Origin of the sequence: Bradyrhizobium sp. (assembly GCF_052389815.1) — a bacterium.
Classification (GTDB): Bacteria; Pseudomonadota; Alphaproteobacteria; order Rhizobiales; family Xanthobacteraceae; genus Bradyrhizobium.
In genome coordinates this window covers 138,802-156,843 of sequence record NZ_JBQTHN010000005.1, presented here as the reverse complement: position 1 = coordinate 156,843, position 18,042 = coordinate 138,802, and the positions used below count along the sequence as shown (strand labels likewise).

The window sequence follows — 18,042 nt, the reverse complement described above, 5'->3', positions numbered from 1 at the left end:
GCGATGGGCCAGCATCAGTCGGACTTATTAGGTTCGCCCTTGGTTTTCTTTCGGGCGAAATAGTCGATCATCGCGTTGAAGTTGAACCCAATCCCGGCGATGTTCGGCTTTAGCTCAAAGAAACTGGCAACTGTCGCCAGCCCGCCTTTGGGCGTGCTGTCTGCTTTCGCCACAGCAGACGGGGTGCCGCTGGCAAGAGTTTCCGTCACCCGGAGCAGCAGGTTCAGGCGGCGATCATTGAAGATTGGCTCGGCCGGACCTAGAGCTCGAAGAAGCGTTTTGGCCTCGGTCAGGCGGTCAGTTTTTGCCGACCAAATCGCGATTGCAGCATAAGCGAAAACAAAATCCTCGAACTCATGTCGCGGCAGGGTCTCTCGCTTTACGGTGTCGATCTCGGTAGCGGCAGCATCGATTTGCTTGCGATAGAGCAAGCATTCCGCGACGTGGACCTTATCGAGGTGAGACCCGCCAAGCGCAATTGCCTGACGATAAGCCATTTCTGCCTGATCCCACTCATCGGCATATCGGTAGCTGTCGCCTAACTCGCGTTGGATGGCGGCCCTGCCGCTTTGTGTCCAGCGATCCTCAAGCAGCAGCGCATGAAATTGCAATGCCGACTCCTTGAGCGTCGACTTGTAACGCTTCAAGCTGCCGAGCAGTTGAAGGAGCCTGCCATATAGGTGCTTCTCGTACCCCTCCAGCGGCTCATCCGCTTCGGTCTGCCGCACAAAGCCAATGACTTCGGCCAACTGTTGCGCGGCGGTTTGCGCGTCACCGATCATGAAGTATTGAACGGCTTTGGCTCCCCGATACTGCAGCTGGTTTTCGCGATCGTTATCCAGTTCGAGGATGCGGTCTAATATTTCCATTCGAGCTGCGAATGGCAGATCATCGAATTCAAGATCGACATACAGCTGCAGAAGCTCAAGGTCCTCTTCCTTTTTCGTAATCGGGCCTGCCTTCGCCAGCTCTTGCCGGGCTTTTGCGCGATCACCGCCGGGACTGAGGTAGTAGAACGAAAGGTAATACGCGATCTTCCTGTACCAGGCAGGATGCTGGATGTTGGTGCGAAGCCGATCCAGCACGGCGGGCCAGTCTTTCCAAAGCCCAAGGTGAAAATACAGTGAGGACAAGCGGCCAACGTAAGCCCCCAGTGCGTTCACGTCGATGCGAAGCAGCTGCAGTCCGACGCCGCCTGCCGCCAGCGCTGGTGCGGTGTTTGTCTTGTGCCATATCGTGTACTGCGTGACGTCGGCGCGTGTTGCAAGAAGCGCCCGGTCCAAATTCTTTTCCCGTAGGGCCGCCGTGTATGCCTTACCTATGTCAAAGTCTGGCAGGCGCCGCCAGCAGCAATCCTTGTACTTCTTCCCGGAGGCGCATGGGCATGGCTCGCTCCATTTTGGCTTCCACTTCTTGCGTATTGGCATTTTGCGGCTCTCGCTCGTCTCTCTTATGGCAGTTAAGCCGCTGTTGGAGAGTCGGAGCCTTGGCCATCATCAAGCAGCCGGAGAACTCGTTGCGAGGCGGTCACCCCGCCGACTACCCGCGTCATGGCGTCGGGCTCGGCGGCATCGCCGCTGACGCGAATGCCGCCGAACAGGTGAAAGATCCAGATCGACATCTCCGGGGAATCCACGCCTTGCGCCCCCTCGTAGACGAAGGCGCCGCCGCCGATGTCGCCCTTTACCCGAGCGCGGGCATTCTGCGCCGCGAGGAGCTTCCGGTGCATCTCCTCGCCGGGGCGGTTGAGGAAGCCCGCCCAGATCCCGTCTTTTGCCGATCGAGAATGACCTTGAAGTGGTGATAGAGCAGCCCTTGGGTGATGAACTTGAACAGTTCCCCGACACGGTCGCCGTCAAAGGGCAACGTCATGGCCGGCAAGAAAAGGCCATTCTGGAGAGTCAGCTCCTGCTGATGACCGGCTGCCAGTTGGCGCTTCAGCTTGGCGTTCTTATCCAGGCGCCGCTCCACCATCTGGGACAGCACCAGGGGCGCGTCTTGATGGTTGCTGGCGAACGGCAGCACCGTGGTCAAATAGTGCTCGTGGCCGCTCTTGACGCCGTTGCACGCGCTGCAGGTGGGCACCTTGGGCAGGTTCGCGCGGCGGCTCACCAGGAAAAATTCCCGCGCGAACACGTGATCCATCGTCTCGGCAGGCGCGGTGCCGCAGTAGACGCAGATCTTGCCAACATGCCGTTTGCTCATGGCGCCAGTATAACATGGAGTTTTGAGTCGAACGGTCCAAGGAAAAGACCCCGCATCCAATCGCGGTCTTAGCCACAGGCTAGCGCCACATCCCGCGCATGCGAGCGCCGATATCAATTCGTGGGCCTTGGGTTGGGCCACGGGCGGCCGCGCCCGGGGATGCAACCGGCCAATTCGTGCGCTCGAACAGGGCGAGCAGTTTCTCGGGAATGAAGCGGGTTCGCGATGCATAAACGTGCCGGTCACCCTGTGAGTGTTGACCGTGAGCGAAGAAGCGCTGCGGCACTACTAGATGGAGATGGTCCTTTGCACGCGTCATCGCGACGTAGAGCAGGCGGCGCTCCTCCTCGAGTTCGGCGGAGGTGCCGGCTCCCAGGTCGGATGGCATGCAGCCGTCGACCACGTTGAGGACGTACACCGACTTCCATTCCTGGCCTTTTGCCGAGTGGATGGTCGACAGGATGAGATAGTCCTCGTCTAAAAACGGCACGCCGGCCTGGTCGCTCGTCGCATCCGGCGGATCCAGGGTGAGTTCGGTGAGGAAGCGTTCGCGCGAAAGGTATCCGCCGGCTATCTGTTCAAGTTGAACGAGGTCGGCGCGACGGACTTCGGCGTCTTCGTGGATACGGTCGAGATGTGGTTCGTACCAGAGGCGGGCACGCTCCATGCCCGATGGCCATTCCGAATATCGAAGGTTTCCGATGGTTTCGACGAAATTGGCCCAACCGTCGCCAGCGCGAGGCGGGGAGGGAAGGGTACAGAGCGCGCCGAGCGGGTCGGTGGCCTCTGCCGTCTGATCGAGGATGCGCTGCGCGGAAGCAGGACCGATACCCGGCAACAGGTGCAACACGCGGAACCCAGCGACCCTATCGCGGGGATTCTCGACGAACCGCAGCAGTGCGAGCAGGTCCTTGACGTGCGCCGCGTCGAGAAACTTCAGACCGCCGAACTTCACGAACGGGATGTTGCGACGGGTGAGTTCGACCTCCAGCGCCCCGCTGTGCGAGGACGTACGGAAAAGCACCGCCTGTTGTTTGAGGAGAGCCCCTTCCTCGCGGGTTTCGAGAATGCGCTCGACGATGTACCGCGCCTGGTCCGCCTCGTCCCGCACCGCGATGAGGCGAGGTTTTTCCGACGAGGTCCGCTCCGTCCACAGGTTCTTGGTGAAGCGCTCCCTCGCGAGATCGATGACGCCATTTGCCGCGGAAAGGATCGGCTGCGTCGAACGATAGTTGCGGTCCAGGGTGATGATCTCCGCCATTGGACTGAACTGGTCGGGGAAGTCCAGGATGTTACGGACAGTCGCGGCGCGGAAGGAATAGATCGATTGCGCATCGTCGCCGACCACGGTGAGGCCACGGCCTCCCGGCTTCAAAGCGAGCAGAACCGATGACTGCAGACGGTTCGTGTCCTGATATTCGTCGACGAGGACATGATCGAAGCGGCCGCCGACATCGTCGGCGATGCCGGCATCGGACATCATCTGTGCCCAGTAGAGCAGGAGATCATCGTAATCGAGAACGTTGTGCTTCTGCTTGGCCTCGACGTACGCCGCGAAAAGTTCCTTGAGTTCATTGGCCCAGCCGGCGCACCACAGGTAAGACGCTCCGAGCACCTGGTCCAGCTCGGCCTCGGCGTTGACGCAGCGTGAATAGATCGAAAGGCACGTGCCTTTCGTAGGAAAGCGGCTTTCGGTCTTCGAGAGCCCGCGCTCGTGCCTGACCAGATTCATCAGATCGGCCGAGTCCTCACGATCGTGAATGGTAAATGCAGGGTTGAGGCCGATCTGGTCGGCATATTCGCGAAGCAGCCGGGCACCGATACCATGGAACGTGCCGGCCCAACTGAGCGCGTCCGTCATGATCCCGGCATCAGCGCCAAGCACCTTACGAGCGATCCGCTCGACGCGCCTTGACATCTCGGATGCAGCGCGCCGCGAGAACGTCATCAGCAAGATCCGACGCGGGTCGGCGCCGCTGACGATGAGGTGGGCAACACGGTGGGCAAGGGTATTCGTCTTGCCGGATCCGGCGCCAGCGATGACCAGCAGGGGAGCTCCGACATGACTGTCAGCGGTGACCCCGTGCTCGACGGCTCGACGCTGTTCCGGGTTGAGCGTCTCAAGATATGATGCGGCCGTCGACGCGAGCACGATCGTCCCCCTGTTAGAACTGCACGCTCGATGATTCTCGCTCAAATCGCAATGAGATCATCCACGCTGCGACCCCAGTAGAGAGCGTCCTTGTCGCTCCCTGTGTTCCGGCGCTCCATGCATACGGGCCTACGCCGCCGCCTTGTCTTCCTTGTCTTCGCCGCGCAGGACGATCTTTAGCGCCTCGTCAGGTAAAGGACGCTGCTGCGCCTTCGCCTCATCCCACGGAGCGCGCATCCAGACGTCGCGTTCCTCCTCGGTCGTCAGGATCACCGGCATTGCCTTCGGATGGATCGGCGCGACGATCGCGTTCGGTGATGTCGTTAAGAAACCATAGACGAGGTGAGGGCCGGGGATCGGCTTCGACTTCGTGCCGCGATCGCCCTTGAACTCGGTCCAGATGCCGGCGAACATGAACAGCGGTCGGCTGTCGTCGAGCGCAAACCAGACGACGTCTTTCTTCTTGGTCTCCGGGTTCATTTCGGGCGCGTACTCGGCGAAGCTGTTCGCCGGCACAAGGCAGCGGTTCTCTGGCTTTAGCCAGCCGCGCCAGTGGGGAGAGGACGTGTTGCGAATATTAGTTACCGGCGGACCGCCGGTCCTTGGTGGCGGCGGCATGCCCCACCGCATCGACACCATCTCTTCAGCATCGCCGAAATTGCGGACCACCGGTGCCGGATAGTCCGGAAAAACACCGGGCATCGCCGGCAGGTTGCCTACGTACTGGTTCATGCGTCTGAACAGGCCGGCAATCGCCGCCTGGTTGGTCGTGATTGAATATAAATTGCACATTTCAGCGGTCGCTCACGACGGACAACGACATTGCCAGGCCGCGGCGCTCTGCGTGACCGAACATCGCTTGGTCTGCATGTCCAGCCGTCACGATGACTTCCTCACCCCGTTCTGTTCAAATGATCGCATCATGATGCCGTCGAGAATCTTGCAGGCGGCAGCTCGAACCTTTCGCTCAGTATCCCCTGGCATCGGTGGCAGCTTATAGCTCGCCACGAGATCGGTAAGTTCCCTATGTACATCCATACGGAAGCCACGCGGGTCATCCGCCATTTCCGACAGGAGCTGAAACAGTGTCGCGAGCATGAACTGGATCGCCATGTCGGCTCCCATCTGCTCGGCCTGATCGTCCGTGATGAAGGAAAGCCTGTCCTGATGTTTCATCGCTGCGTCACCACACTCTGACTCTATCCTGTGTAGGTCCGAAAGCGTCCGCGTGTGTAAGCATGCGATACGGCCTTCCTCAACTCCGCTATCTCCGATTCCAAGAGATTGTTCGCAATGATTAGCGCGCGAACAGCCGCACGCGGATCGCCGTCGCAGACGGCGATTGCCTGGTCAACGGCGGCTTCAAGACCATCGTCCTGTTCGTTCGGCTGAGAGACCGAGAACATGGCTCTGTTCCAGGTTGACCGTCGATGGCGTATGTTCCTATTTTGTTCTCATGGAGTCAAGCCGCCGTTTCAAGCCGCCCTGGACGCTGATCCGGGAAAATTCGGAGTGCTACGTGGTCAAGGACGCCAACGGCGTGACCTTGGCATGGCTCTATTGCCGTGATGACGCGCAGCGCTACAGCTTCGGCGTCAGCAAGCTATCCGCCGATGAGGCCCGCCGCATCGGTAAGGCGATCGCACGCATTCCCGAATTCATGATGCCGCGCCAGGGCTTCTATCCGCGGGGCGGCGGACCGCGCTGGCGCGAAGACCGGCCATACCACGTCGCGCTCGAAGACCGTTACATCCGCGAGCACTGGGATGAAATCTACGCGCTCTGCAGGTTGAACAGCCTGCCGCTCAATGCGACCGGCGAGGTGATTGAGAATGACGGCGTTTGGAGAGTCTACGAGTTTACCTGGCAGATGGATGCCATCCTGTTCTGGGAGCGGTTCGAGGGGCGCTGGCTGCGCGGCACGGAGTTTCACTATCCCGAGCGGCCAGTGAACCTGCCTGCATTGAAGCCGCCTAAGAACTGGCCGAAATCCAATCTCCGCGATCTACGCTAATCGATGGTAGCGAACATCATGAGCAAACGCCGAGTCCTTGTATCGATGCTCCTGCTGCTGTCGAGCGCGGTGGTGGCCGACGAATTCGTGGGGCAGGCCAGCGTCATTGACGGCGACACGCTGGAAATTCATGGGACGCGCATCCGGCTCTGGGGAGTCGATGCCCCTGAGAGCAGCCAGCTATGCCGAGATTCGGACAGCAACCTGTATCGCTGCGGCGCGAACGCAGCCAATGATCTCGACACCTTCATCGCACGGCGGCCGGTCAATTGTACACGCGTATCCGAGGATCAATACGGACGGAGTGTAGCGACCTGTTCGGTTGGCGGCACCGATCTCGGGGAATGGCTTGTTCGCAATGATCTCGCGCTGGATTGGCCGCAATATTCGAAAGGGAGGTATGCCGCTGCCGAGCGCGATGCCGATCGTGCGGGCCGCGGCATGTGGGCAGGCAGCTACGTGGCCCCATGGTTGTTCCGCGTGTGCATCAGGGCGGGCGGCACCCCTTCCAACTGCTCGGATGATGCGAACGCACATCCCTGAATGCGCCTTCATGCAGCGAATCGGAGTTTCAAGAGTTAAGAGGGCCAAATCAACATCGGAGTGAGCTGGTGCGATTTGTGCGACTCGCGCTAAGCAGTTGCCATCACCTCCTCACTGCGCAAAGGGAATGAGATGGTTGCTGCTGCCCGTGAATTACCGGCGTCAGGTTATGCGCTGGAAGTTGATGGTCGACTCAAGGCCGAATTTGCGACCAGGGACGGAGCCAAGATGGGCGCGGAAGAACTGAAAAAGCGTTTTCCCATGCTCAGAATCAGAATCTATGACGCGCAGACGCAGACGCGCGAGGACGTCGAGCTGACCTGAGTCTGGCATCGGCTTGGAGGGGCAACCGCTGTGACGATACCTGTTGCTGAAATCCACATGCGGATGCTCGTGGGCACGCAGAATCGTATGGCTTGAGAAAAGCGCAATAGGTTCATCGTCAGACTTTGCTGATCGGCAGCCCAGTGGTTTGCCGTCTCCCTGCGGGACCGGGCTGTCGGCTGACGCTAAAACCCGGCTTGAGCCGGGTTTTCACCCTTCGGGCTTCCATCCCTGACGGAAGATGCGGCGGGAGCGGAATTTCGTCGGCGTCGGCGATAGACGATGCAGGAGAGAGGAAGAGTGGGGCGGCGCTTGCCGTGACGGGTTGAGGACCGGAGGAGAGTCTTCCGGCGCCCGTCATGGAGATTGCTCCCATGAATACGCAGGTTCTTGATGCCCGCCGCGACGCCGACGGCGGTTACAGAGTGGATGTGAGTCGCGGAGAGCGCGTCGGTCGGGTGTCCTCGGAGTGGTTTTCCCGTCCGGCGGATCAGCGTTATCTGTCGCTCAACGAACTGGCCCGCACGGTACGTGATCGCACGGACCGCAGCCGGACGCGCGTCGTGGAAAGCGCGCTCATCCATGTGGAGGCAAGCCGCGAGGACCCGGAGCGCTTGGCGCTGATGTTGCCCGGCTCGGACAGGCCAGTCGCGCCGACCCACTGGAGCTTCGGCCAGCTTGCAAGCCAGGTTGGCGCGCCGGCCGCTTACCTGCGGCAACTTCCCGCGGCACTCGCAGGGATCAACCTGCAATATGGCCTGACCGCCAATCGGGCCGAACAGATCAAGACGCTCGAAACTGACGATGGCCGAGTCGAGCTTCGCGCCGTCACGAGCCCAGACTACGGCAGAATTTTCGACCACGAGTTAGTCGAGGCCGTCCAGCGCATCGCCGGCAATGGAACTGGCGATACGCGGTGGAAGGTGCCGGGTGTGCTCAACTGGTCGACCGGGACCTACAATCCTCGTGTCGACATCTCCAAGGACACGACGACCCTCTATGCATCGGACAGGGACGTTTTCCTTTTCCTGGTTGACGACCTGAACCCGATCGAAGCCGGTCGTCTCCGTGACGGCTCGCCCGACCTCTTTTTCCGAGGCTTCTATTGCTGGAATTCGGAGGTTGGGGCGAAGACGCTCGGCATGGCGAGCTTCTATCTCCGTGCAGTCTGCCAAAACCGCAATCTGTGGGGCGTGGAGGATTTCGAGGAGATCACTATTCGCCACTCCAAATACGCCGCAAATCGTTTCGCCCATGAAGCGGCCCCGGCGCTGCTGAACTTCGCCAACTCCTCACCCATGCCCTTCGTCAATGGCATCAAAGCCGCCCGCGAGCGAATCGTGGCGCGTAACGACGACGATCGCACCGAGTTCCTGCGTCGCCGCGGCTTCTCGAAGGCCGAGACAGGCAAGGTGATCGATGCAGTGCTGGCGGAGGAAGGCCGCCCGCCTGAAAGCATCTTCGATTTCGTGCAGGGCATCACCGCCGTCGCCCGCGACAAGTCTCACCAAGACGCACGCCTGGACATGGAGACGAAGGCGAAGAAGCTCTTGGATCGCGTCGCCTGATTACCACGAAGCCGGGCATGCGAACTTCCCGTGTCCTCGGCTTTGCTTCTTCCGCGTTTTTCCGTTTCGTCTCCTTCGTGGCGCCGTCCTCTGAGAGCAAGAGGGCGGCGCTTCGCTCCGTGAACGGCTTGGAGGCCGAGAGAGAGGCTTTCGGCCGGCCGTTCTGGAGAAACTGACATGGCAAAAGCCGTTCAGAAGATCAAGCTGTCGCTGTCGCGCGACATTCCCTTCAACAAACTCGTGCTGTCCCAATCCAATGTCCGCCGCATCAAGGCGGGTATCTCGATCGAAGATCTTGCCGAAGACATCGCACGTCGGTCCCTCCTGCAAAGCCTGAATGTCCGGCCAGTCCTCGATGCCGACGGCCAGGAGACCGACATGTTCGAGGTGCCAGCCGGCGGTCGCCGCTATCGCGCGCTTGAGCTCCTGATCAAGCAGAAGCGTCTCGCGAAGACCGCGCCGATCCCCTGCATCGTCGCTGATGCCGGCGGTGAGATTTCGGCGGAAGAGGACTCGCTTGCCGAAAACGTCCATCGCGTCGCGCTTCATCCTCTCGACCAGTTCCGCGCGTTCCAGACCCTGCGCGAACAACGCAAATCCGAGGAGGAGATCGCGGCCATCTTCTTCGTATCCGTCGGTGTCGTGAAGCAGCGCCTTCGGCTTGCGGCCGTTTCTCCAAAACTGCTCGACGTCTATGCCGACGATGGCATGTCGCTCGAGCAGTTGATGGCGTTCTCCGTCACGGACGATCACGCGCGGCAAGAGCAGGTCTGGGAGAACGTCAACCGGTCGGGCTATGACGAGCCGTATCAGATCAGGCGCGTTCTGACCGAGCGCGCGGTAAAGGCCTCCGACAAGCGCGCCCGTTTCGTCGGCGTCGCCGCCTACGAGGCGGCCGGCGGCAATGTGCTGCGCGATCTCTTCGAGGAAGACGGCGGCGGCTGGCTCGAGGACATCGCCCTGCTCGAGCGTCTTGTCGCCGAGAGGCTCCGCACCGAAGCCGAGAAGATCGCTGCCGAAGGTTGGAAGTGGATCGAGGTCGCCCCGAGCTTCCCCTACGGTTACGATCACGGGCTGCGCCGGCTCGAAAGCGAACCGGCCGATCTCACCGTTGAGGAACAAGCAAGCCTCGATGCGCTCCAAGCCGAGTATACGGCGCTCCAGGAGAAATACGAGGATGCTGACGAAATACCGGATGAGGCGGACACGCGCCTCGGCGAACTCGAGCAGGCCCTCGCGGCCTTCGAGGACTGGCCGCATATTTTCGACGCGGCCGCCATTCCGCACGCCGGCGCCTTCGTCAGCATCGATACCGATGGGACGGTACAGGTCGCGCGCGGCTATGTCCGCGGCGAGGACGAAGCGGCGTTCGCTGCGGCAGTAGTCGAGCCCGATCCTGAATCCGGCCCCGCAACGCCTGGCTCCGACGATGGTGCTCAACCCACAGCTCCGGTCCAGGGCAGTGTGATTACCATGGCCGGGCAGGTACCGCCGGATGAGGAAGAGGATGATGCCATCCGGCCCTTGCCCGACCGGCTCGTCATCGAGCTCACCGCGCACCGGACGCTGGCGCTGCAGGACGCGGTTGCGGCCCAACCGCAGGTCGCGATGACGGCGCTCTTGCACAAGCTCTGCCTCGACGCCTTCCATCGGATTTGCGGTCCATGCTGTATCGAGGCCGGCGTGCGTCACGTGCAGCTTTCCATCCAGGCGCCCGAATTGAAGGAAAGCGCGTCCGCCAGATCGATCGCCACTCGGCATGAGGGCTGGAGAGCCGACATGCCGACCGACGAGGCTGCCCTGTGGGATTGGCTGGTTGCGCTCGACGATGCCAGCCGGCTGGCTTTGCTCGCCCATTGTGTTTCCTTCGGCGTGAATGCCCTGTTCGAGAAGGTCGATCGCCATGGCGGGCCCGGCATTACCAGCCATGGGCTGCAGCGCCGTCTCGATCAGGCTGATCGGCTCGCCCGTGCAGTTGGTCTCGACATGGTGGAGGCCGGCTGGCGTCCGACGGTCGACAACTATCTCGGCCGTGTCACCAAGGGCCGTATCCTCGATGCGATCCGCGAGGCGAGGGGCGAATCCTCGGCTCAGCTCATCGACCATCTCAAGAAATCGGAGATGGCGAAGGAAGCCGAACGCCTGCTCGAGGGCGCCGGCTGGCTCCCCGAGCCGCTGCGCGTCGCCGCCGTGGCTTCGCCTTCGGACAGCTCTGACGCGCCGTCCGAGCCGCTTCCCGAATTCCTCTCCGGCGGTGACGAGGCATCGACCGACGGCGACGAGAGCGAGCAGCCGCACGCCGTCGCGGCCGAATAGGCCATCGCTGCGGGGCGGCATCCGCCGCCCCGCAGTTCTTTACCACTTCCCCTTCATCTCTCGGCCCGGCCCTCGCGCCGGGCTTCATCGTCTTGGGAGCACCATCATGACTGACGATACTTCAACACCCGGCTCGGGTTTCGATTCTGCCTCCTGGCCCTGCGGGACCAGGAATTTATCAGACTATGCAAGTCCACTCTCTCCGAGAACAAGACAGCGTTGTTCGACGCGCTCGCCAGTGCGCGCATCGACACCGCGGAGGTCACATTCAACGGCTATGCCGATGAGGGGCAAATCGACGGCGCTGTCGCGGACGGAGAGGGCGGTGACACGGATCTCCAGAGCATCCATGTCGAGATTGCGCGGGTCGAATGCGGCAACCAGATTGTCACGCGGCAAACCCTCTCCGTGAAGGACGCGATCGAGAAGCTTGTCTACGACCTCCTCGAGCAGACCTACTCCGGATGGGAGAATAACCAGGGCGCCTACGGTGACTTTCTGTTCGACGTCGCCGAGCGAACGATCACGCTCAACTTCAATGAGCGGATCGAAACCTCCGAATACACCCAGCATGTGTTCTGAGGGAGGAAGCAATGGCGCATCCCTATCATCATTCGCTCTCCTCGGTGAAGAAGTGGGGCGGGGCAGTCGATGACTATCTGCCGATCCATAACTGGTTCGATGCGAGCAAGCAGATCACGGCGGATTTTCGGCACCGCGCGCTCCGCCATCACGCCGAGGGCATCTTCATGGCCGAGACCATCTTTTGTCCGACCATCACATTGTCGTCCGGCCGCGTCATTCCGACGCGCTGGGTCGGTGAGCAGCACGTTATCGAGGATCTCGGACACATCCCGTCCTTCGCCGATTGGGTGAGGTGCATCCGTCCCGAACCCTGGATGAGCCGCACGCGGCGCATCTCGTGCGAGCCCGAGCCGCCGGTTTCTTCGACTGCAGAAGGAGCTTGACTATGTACGGCACGTATTTGCGCCTGAATATCACCGTGCATGATAGTTGGCGTGCGGTGGTTCGCGCGGCAGCGCGCAAGCTCACTCGGCAAGCGCTTCGCGACCCCCGGTGTCGCATAGCGCGCAAGCGGTTCTACCGCGAGATGCTCGATTATCACCGCCGGGAACAAGAAATCGTTGCGACCTGGCGGCTTTGACACCTCGTCCGTCGAGCACGGTTCCAACAAGTGATCGCCGATTGGGATAGTTCGCTCAAAGGGTCTGGCGCTGGTCGCCGGGCCCTTTCTTCTGGGTGAGATCCAGAGGGAGAGGTGGGCCGGGAAGGGTTTGAACCGCGGCGGTGTCAGGAGAGCGCCGGGCGGTTCGGCCTTTTCCCGCTCTCCGAAAGACATCCTGCCATGACCGAACCTCTCGTCGGCGGCGCCAGCGCCGCGCCGCTCTCGATGCGTGCCACCGCCGTTGTCGCATCCGCAGTCGTCAGGGCTGCGCGACAGCTTTTGACCGATCTCGAACAGGGACGTCGCATCGATGCCGCCGTTCTGCGCCACGCCATGCAGGCAGCGTTCGGCACCTCCGATGCGACCGGCGCCTGGAACTGGAAGACCGCTTACGACGCCTGCGAGGCGGCGACCGTCCTGTTCCTGCGGCGGCATGGCGCCGCCATGCGCGCCAAGGCGGCGTCGCCAGCCGACATGCTGTCGATGCTGATGCGGATCGCAAGCCTCCTTCCGACCCAGACACGCCGGTCCGAGGAAAGCGAATCGCTCCAGCAGTTCTCGACGCCGATCGGATTGGCGTATGTCGCGAGCGTGGCCGCCGCGATCACGCCAGCCGATGTCGTGCTGGAGCCGTCGGCCGGTACCGGCCATCTGGCCGTTCTCGCGGAACTGGCTGGCGCCTCCCTCGTCCTCAATGAGTTCGCCGAGAGCCGCGCCGGCATTCTCGGGCAGATCTTTCCTGCCATCTCCACCACGCGGTTTGACGCCGCACACATCAACGACCACCTCGATGCGCGTACCGTGCCGAGCGTCGTGCTGATGAACCCGCCGTTCTCGGCCGCAGTCCACGTCGATCGCGCGATGGCAGATGCGGCATTACAGCACGTCGGCTCGGCGTTGGCCCGTCTTCCAGCAGGCGGGCGCCTGGTCGCCATCACCGGCGCGAACGTCGCCCCCGACAACCCTGTGTGGACCGACTCCTTCAAGCGGCTTCAGGATCAGGGACAGGTCGTGTTCTCGGCGGCGATTGACGGCGCCGTCTATGCCAAGCACGGTACCACCACCGACACCCGCCTGACCGTTATCGATCGGGTGCCGGCGGGCGATATCGCGTTGTTGCCGGCATCCGCTGGCATCGCGCGAGACCTGCCGACTTTGCTCGGCTGGGTCATCCGGGACGTGCCAGCACGTCGTCCACTTGCTGGCAAGCCGATTGCGGTCGTGCCAGCAATTGCCAGCCCGTCCACGCCGCGGACCGTCCGCGCCTACGTCGCAAAGCGCCAACCGGCGACCGCGGCGCCAGCATCCGATCTCGTGGCGACGGAAGTCATCTATGAGCCCATCGACTGGATGCCCACTGATGCCAGTACCATCACCGATGCGCTCTATGAAGCCTACACACTTCAGTCGATCCGCATTCCCGGCGCGCAGGCCCATCCCACAAGGCTCGTGCAGTCGGCTGCAATGGCGTCGGTCGCGCCGCCAAAGCCATCCTATCGGCCGCATCTGCCGGCCAATGTCATAACGGATGGCATCCTCTCGGACGCGCAGCTCGAGAGCGTCATCTACGCTGGCGAAGCCCATTCGGAGTTTCTCGCAGGTTCCTGGACGGTCGATGCCACCTTTGACGTCGTGGCGGCCGCGCGTGATGACGCTGAGAATGCGGTTCGTTTTCGCCGCGGTTGGTTCCTGGGCGATGGCACCGGCGCGGGCAAGGGCCGGCAGGTCGCCGGTATCCTGATCGACAACTGGCTGAAGGGCCGGCGTCGTGCGGTCTGGATTAGCAAATCCGATAAGCTGATCGAGGATGCGCAGCGCGATTGGTCGGCACTTGGGGTGGAGCGGCTGCTCGTGACGCCGCTTTCCCGCTTCCGGCAGGGCACGCCGATCCGGCTTGCGGAAGGCGTCCTATTTACCACCTACGCTACGCTGCGCACCGACGAGCGTGGAGAAAAGCTTTCGCGCGCGCGTCAGATCGTTGAATGGTTGGGCTCCGACTTCGACGGAGTGATCGTCTTCGACGAGAGCCACGCCATGCAGAACGCGCTTGGTGGCAAGGGCGAGCGGGGTGACCTCAAGGCGATTGCTTGCAATCGTCCGGGGGCGGCCTCTCAGCAGGGCCGCGCGGGCCTGAGGCTGCAGCATGCTTTGCCGAATGCCCGCGTCGTCTACGTCTCGGCCACCGGTGCGACTACGGTTCATAATCTCGCCTACGCTCAGCGTCTCGGAGTGTGGGGCGGTGACGACTTCCCATTCGCGACGCGGGCCGAGTTTGTCGAGGCGATCGAGGAGGGCGGTGTCGCCGCCATGGAGGTTTTGGCGCGCGACCTCAAGGCGCTCGGCCTTTATGCCGCGCGTTCGCTATCTTATGAGGGTGTCGAATACGAACTGCTCGAACACCAGCTTACGCCCGAGCAGGTTCGCATCTACGATGCCTATGCCGGCGCATTCAGCATCATCCATAACAATCTCGACGCGGCGATGCGCGCCGCCAACATCACCGGCGAGACCGGCACTCTGAACGCGCAGGCTAAGTCCGCGGCGCGATCTGCCTTCGAAAGCGCCAAGCAGCGCTTCTTCGGCCATCTGCTCACCTCGATGAAGACGCCTTCGTTGATCCGCTCGATCGAGCGCGATCTTGATGCCGGCCATGCGGCCGTCATCCAGATCGTCTCGACCGGCGAAGCGCTGATGGAGCGCCGGCTGGCGGAGATTCCGACCGAAGAGTGGAGCGACGTTCAGGTCGACATCACCCCGCGGGAGTATGTCCTCGATTACCTCGCCCATTCCTTCCCGGTCCAGCTCTATGAGCCCTTCACCGACTCAGAGGGTAATCTCTCTTCCCGGCCCGTCTATCGCGACGGTCAGCCGGTCGAGAGCCGGGAAGCCGCCAAGCGCCGCGACCGCCTGATCGAAAAGCTCGCCTCGCTTCCGCCCGTACCGGGTGCGCTCGACCAGATCGTCCAGCGGTTCGGCACGGACATGGTCGCTGAGGTCACGGGACGTTCTCGCCGCGTCGTTCGTAAACGGGATCGGCTGATCGTCGAGAACCGCGCGGCCTCAGCCAATCTCGCCGAGACCGCGGCCTTCATGGACGACGCCAAGCGCATCCTCATCTTCAGCGACGCCGGCGGCACGGGCAGAAGCTACCATGCCGAACTGTCGGCTCGGAATCGCAGGCTGCGTGTTCATTACCTGCTCGAGCCGGGCTGGAAAGCCGACGCCGCCATCCAGGGCTTGGGTCGCACGAATCGTACCAACCAGGCGCAGCCGCCGCTGTTTCGCCCCATTGCGACAGATGTGAAGGCGGAGAAGCGCTTTCTCAGCACCATTGCTCGCCGGCTCGACACGCTGGGCGCCATCACCCGAGGTCAGCGCCAGACCGGAGGGCAGGGCCTGTTCCGCCCCGAGGACAACCTCGAAAGCCATTACGGCCGTGACGCACTGCGCCAACTATATCTGCTTCTCGTCCGCGGCAAGGTTGAAGGCTGCTCGCTCCAGGCGTTCGAGGACGCGACCGGTCTGAAGCTGATGGATGCCAACGGCATCAAGGATGAACTGCCGCCGGTCACGACATTCTTGAACAGGCTGCTGGCGTTGACCATCGACCTGCAAAACGTGTTGTTCGCCACGTTCGAGCAACTGCTCTCCGCTCGCATCGAAGGCGCGATTGCGTCCGGCGCCTACGATGCCGGCCTGGAGACGCTGCTCGCGGAGAGCTTCATCATCGCCGACCGACGCGTGATCTATACCCATCCCGGGACTGGCACCGAGACACGGCTGCTGTCCATCACCGAACGGCAGCGTAATCGTCCCGTAACGCTGCGGGAGGCGTTCGATCGGCTCTCGGATTCGTGCGCCGTGCCGCTCGTCAACGAGCGCTCGGGCCGGGCCGCCGTTCAGGTGCCTGCGCCGAGCTTCATGCTCGATGACGGTGAGATCGAACGGCGCGTGCGGCTGATCCGGCCGATGGAGCAGCACAGCGTTCCCCTAAGCGCAATGGCGGAAAGCCATTGGGCCGAAGCCGATCGCGGCCGCTTCGGCGCGGCCTGGCAGGCCGAGCTCCATGACCTGCCCGAATTCTCGGAAAGCACAATCCATGTCGTCGCCGGCTTGCTGCTGCCGATCTGGAAGCGGCTGCCGGACGAGTCGACGCGGGTCTACCGGCTTCAGACCGATGCTGGAGAAAGAGTCATCGGCCGCAAGGTTTCGGCCAGTTGGGTGGCGAACGTCCTTGCGGCCGACGCGCCCAAGCTGGCGTCCGACGCAGCCTTTGCCGCTCTGATGGAGGGGCGAACTGTTCTCGACCTGGCCGAAGGCCTCCAGCTTCGCCGCGTCCGCGTCATGGGCAGACACCGGATCGAGCTGTCCGGATGCAACGACACGATGCGCGATCGCCTCAGGACGTATGGCCTCTTCAGCGAGATCATCTCCTGGAAGCTGCGCATGTTCGTGCCTACGGATGAGGCCGGCATCGAGGTCCTGGCAAAGGTGCTCGAGCACTATCCAATCGAGCGCATCGTCGAACGGGAGGCTGCGTGATGCGCCGCGATGCCTCCGAACTGGCGCATCGCCTCGCGCGCGAGGCCGAGGCGGTGTGCCGTCGTTACCTTTCCAATGGAAAGCGCGAAGGGCGGTATTGGCTGGTTGGTGATGTCTACAATACGCCGGGCCGCTCGATGTTCGTGCGGCTCCAGGACTCCACCAAGGGGAGCGCGGGTAAGTGGACCGACGCCGCGACCGGTGAGCATGGCGATCTCCTGGACATCATTCGGCATAGCCTTGGGCTCCGTGACTTCCGCGAAGTTGCTGAAGAGGCGAGGCGGTTTCTCAAGCTGCCCCGCACTGAATCGGAACCCGTACCACGACTGCCCCCAGTGCGCTCCGTCCCGGCGGGATCACGAGAGGCCGCAAGGCGGCTCTTTGCAATCTCAGGCCCGATCGAAGGCACCATGGTGGAGACCTATCTGCGACGCCGCGGAATAGCTCGCGTGCACCATGGTGGCAGCGTCCGCTTCCATCCGCGCTGCTACTATCGCTCCGATGAGCACGTACCCACCGAGACCTGGCCGGCGATGATCGCTTGCGTCACAGATCTCGATGGCAGAATCACTGGTGTGCATCGCACGTGGCTCGATCCAGACGGCTTTGATCGCATTCGACTCGGCAAGGCGCCGATCGACACGCCGCGACGCGCCATGGGCGATCTGCTCGGCAATGCGGTTTGCTTCGGTGCGCCGGACGACGACGTGCTTGTGGCCGGCGAAGGCATCGAAACCATGCTCTCGCTGCGTTGTGCGCTGCCAACATTGCCGATGGCCGCAGCGCTGTCGGCCAATCACCTCGCAGCCATGCTGCTGTCGTCAAGCTTGCGTCGGCTCTATATCGCGCGGGACGCTGACGCCGCTGGAGACATGGTGCAAGCCACTCTGTTGAACCGCGCACAAGCGGCCGGCATCGAAGCAATCCCCTTGTCACCTCGGCTGGGCGATTTCAACGAGGATCTGCACATCTTCGGTCTCGACGCCCTACGAGCGGCATTGCGGCTGCAACTCGTACCGGAAGACGTCTCCCGCTTTCTTCTATTGTCGGCCACCGTCGTATAGGCGCGCTTGGCGTCCCATCAACGTCGACAGCTCGGTCGCGCGGCGGCCCAATGCCGGAGAGGACGCGACCTCGGCCTTCTAGAGGGCGATCGGACGGCAAGCGGCCCCGGCCGCCAATGGCTACGACC

17 protein-coding genes are annotated in these 18,042 nt (G+C 62.4%); 10 read left to right on the top strand and 7 right to left on the bottom strand.

What is annotated here, in order from left to right; genetic code table 11:
• Positions 1 to 14 precede the first annotated feature (14 nt).
• The 7 genes from ACT4OC_RS01570 to ACT4OC_RS01540 all read right to left on the bottom strand — a co-directional run bounded on the left by ACT4OC_RS01570 (position 15) and on the right by ACT4OC_RS01540 (position 5,763).
• Positions 15 to 1,427: an SEC-C metal-binding domain-containing protein gene (locus tag ACT4OC_RS01570; RefSeq protein WP_444837246.1), complete on the bottom strand. Its 1,413-nt coding sequence runs from the start codon at positions 1,425 to 1,427 to the stop codon at positions 15 to 17.
• Between the two features lie 32 nt (positions 1,428 to 1,459).
• A complete protein-coding gene (locus ACT4OC_RS01565) occupies positions 1,460 to 1,729 on the bottom strand; it encodes a hypothetical protein (RefSeq protein WP_444837245.1) in 270 nt (89 codons plus the stop codon).
• The gene (locus ACT4OC_RS01560) at positions 1,684 to 2,205 is read right to left on the bottom strand and encodes a hypothetical protein (protein ID WP_444837244.1); all 522 of its coding nucleotides are present in this window, start codon (positions 2,203 to 2,205) and stop codon (positions 1,684 to 1,686) included. The genes ACT4OC_RS01565 and ACT4OC_RS01560 overlap by 46 nt, the downstream gene beginning before the upstream one ends.
• A gap of 79 nt (positions 2,206 to 2,284) precedes the next feature.
• On the bottom strand, positions 2,285 to 4,357 hold the full coding sequence (locus ACT4OC_RS01555; RefSeq protein WP_444837243.1) for an ATP-dependent helicase: 2,073 nt from the start codon (positions 4,355 to 4,357) through the stop codon (positions 2,285 to 2,287).
• 129 nt (positions 4,358 to 4,486) lie between these two features.
• Entirely contained in the window at positions 4,487 to 5,149 is a 663-nt protein-coding gene (locus ACT4OC_RS01550; RefSeq protein ID WP_444837242.1) for an SOS response-associated peptidase, read from the bottom strand.
• Positions 5,150 to 5,236: 87 nt separating this feature from the next.
• A complete protein-coding gene (locus tag ACT4OC_RS01545; RefSeq protein WP_444837241.1) occupies positions 5,237 to 5,533 on the bottom strand; it encodes a hypothetical protein in 297 nt (98 codons plus the stop codon).
• A gap of 23 nt (positions 5,534 to 5,556) precedes the next feature.
• Positions 5,557 to 5,763, bottom strand: coding sequence for a hypothetical protein (locus ACT4OC_RS01540; RefSeq protein WP_444837240.1), 207 nt, complete (start codon positions 5,761 to 5,763; stop codon positions 5,557 to 5,559).
• Positions 5,764 to 5,876: 113 nt separating this feature from the next.
• Here ACT4OC_RS01540 and ACT4OC_RS01535 point away from each other — a divergent pair, with 113 nt between their 5' ends.
• From ACT4OC_RS01535 to ACT4OC_RS01490, 10 genes are all read left to right on the top strand, one after another.
• On the top strand, positions 5,877 to 6,371 hold the full coding sequence (locus ACT4OC_RS01535; RefSeq protein WP_444837239.1) for a hypothetical protein: 495 nt from the start codon (positions 5,877 to 5,879) through the stop codon (positions 6,369 to 6,371).
• A gap of 45 nt (positions 6,372 to 6,416) precedes the next feature.
• Complete coding sequence (locus ACT4OC_RS01530) at positions 6,417 to 6,914, top strand: thermonuclease family protein (protein WP_444837238.1); 498 nt, start codon at positions 6,417 to 6,419, stop codon at positions 6,912 to 6,914.
• 132 nt (positions 6,915 to 7,046) lie between these two features.
• Positions 7,047 to 7,238 carry a hypothetical protein gene (locus tag ACT4OC_RS01525; RefSeq protein WP_444837237.1) on the top strand — a complete coding sequence of 64 codons (192 nt, stop codon included), beginning with the start codon at positions 7,047 to 7,049 and terminating at the stop codon, positions 7,236 to 7,238.
• Between the two features lie 374 nt (positions 7,239 to 7,612).
• Positions 7,613 to 8,806, top strand: coding sequence for a DUF932 domain-containing protein (locus ACT4OC_RS01520; protein WP_444837236.1), 1,194 nt, complete (start codon positions 7,613 to 7,615; stop codon positions 8,804 to 8,806).
• Between the two features lie 177 nt (positions 8,807 to 8,983).
• Positions 8,984 to 11,122, top strand: a complete 2,139-nt coding sequence (locus ACT4OC_RS01515) for a DNA-binding protein (protein WP_444837235.1) — start codon at positions 8,984 to 8,986, stop codon at positions 11,120 to 11,122.
• 153 nt (positions 11,123 to 11,275) lie between these two features.
• Entirely contained in the window at positions 11,276 to 11,704 is a 429-nt protein-coding gene (locus tag ACT4OC_RS01510; RefSeq protein ID WP_444837356.1) for a DUF6878 family protein, read from the top strand.
• 11 nt (positions 11,705 to 11,715) lie between these two features.
• The gene (locus ACT4OC_RS01505; protein WP_444837234.1) at positions 11,716 to 12,090 is read left to right on the top strand and encodes a DUF6915 family protein; all 375 of its coding nucleotides are present in this window, start codon (positions 11,716 to 11,718) and stop codon (positions 12,088 to 12,090) included.
• 2 nt (positions 12,091 to 12,092) lie between these two features.
• Positions 12,093 to 12,287, top strand: coding sequence for a hypothetical protein (locus ACT4OC_RS01500; protein ID WP_280712519.1), 195 nt, complete (start codon positions 12,093 to 12,095; stop codon positions 12,285 to 12,287).
• A gap of 201 nt (positions 12,288 to 12,488) precedes the next feature.
• A complete protein-coding gene (locus ACT4OC_RS01495) occupies positions 12,489 to 16,850 on the top strand; it encodes a strawberry notch-like NTP hydrolase domain-containing protein (protein WP_444837233.1) in 4,362 nt (1,453 codons plus the stop codon).
• On the top strand, positions 16,850 to 17,914 hold the full coding sequence (locus ACT4OC_RS01490) for a DUF7146 domain-containing protein (RefSeq protein WP_444837232.1): 1,065 nt from the start codon (positions 16,850 to 16,852) through the stop codon (positions 17,912 to 17,914). The genes ACT4OC_RS01495 and ACT4OC_RS01490 overlap by 1 nt, the downstream gene beginning before the upstream one ends.
• Positions 17,915 to 18,042 lie beyond the last annotated feature (128 nt).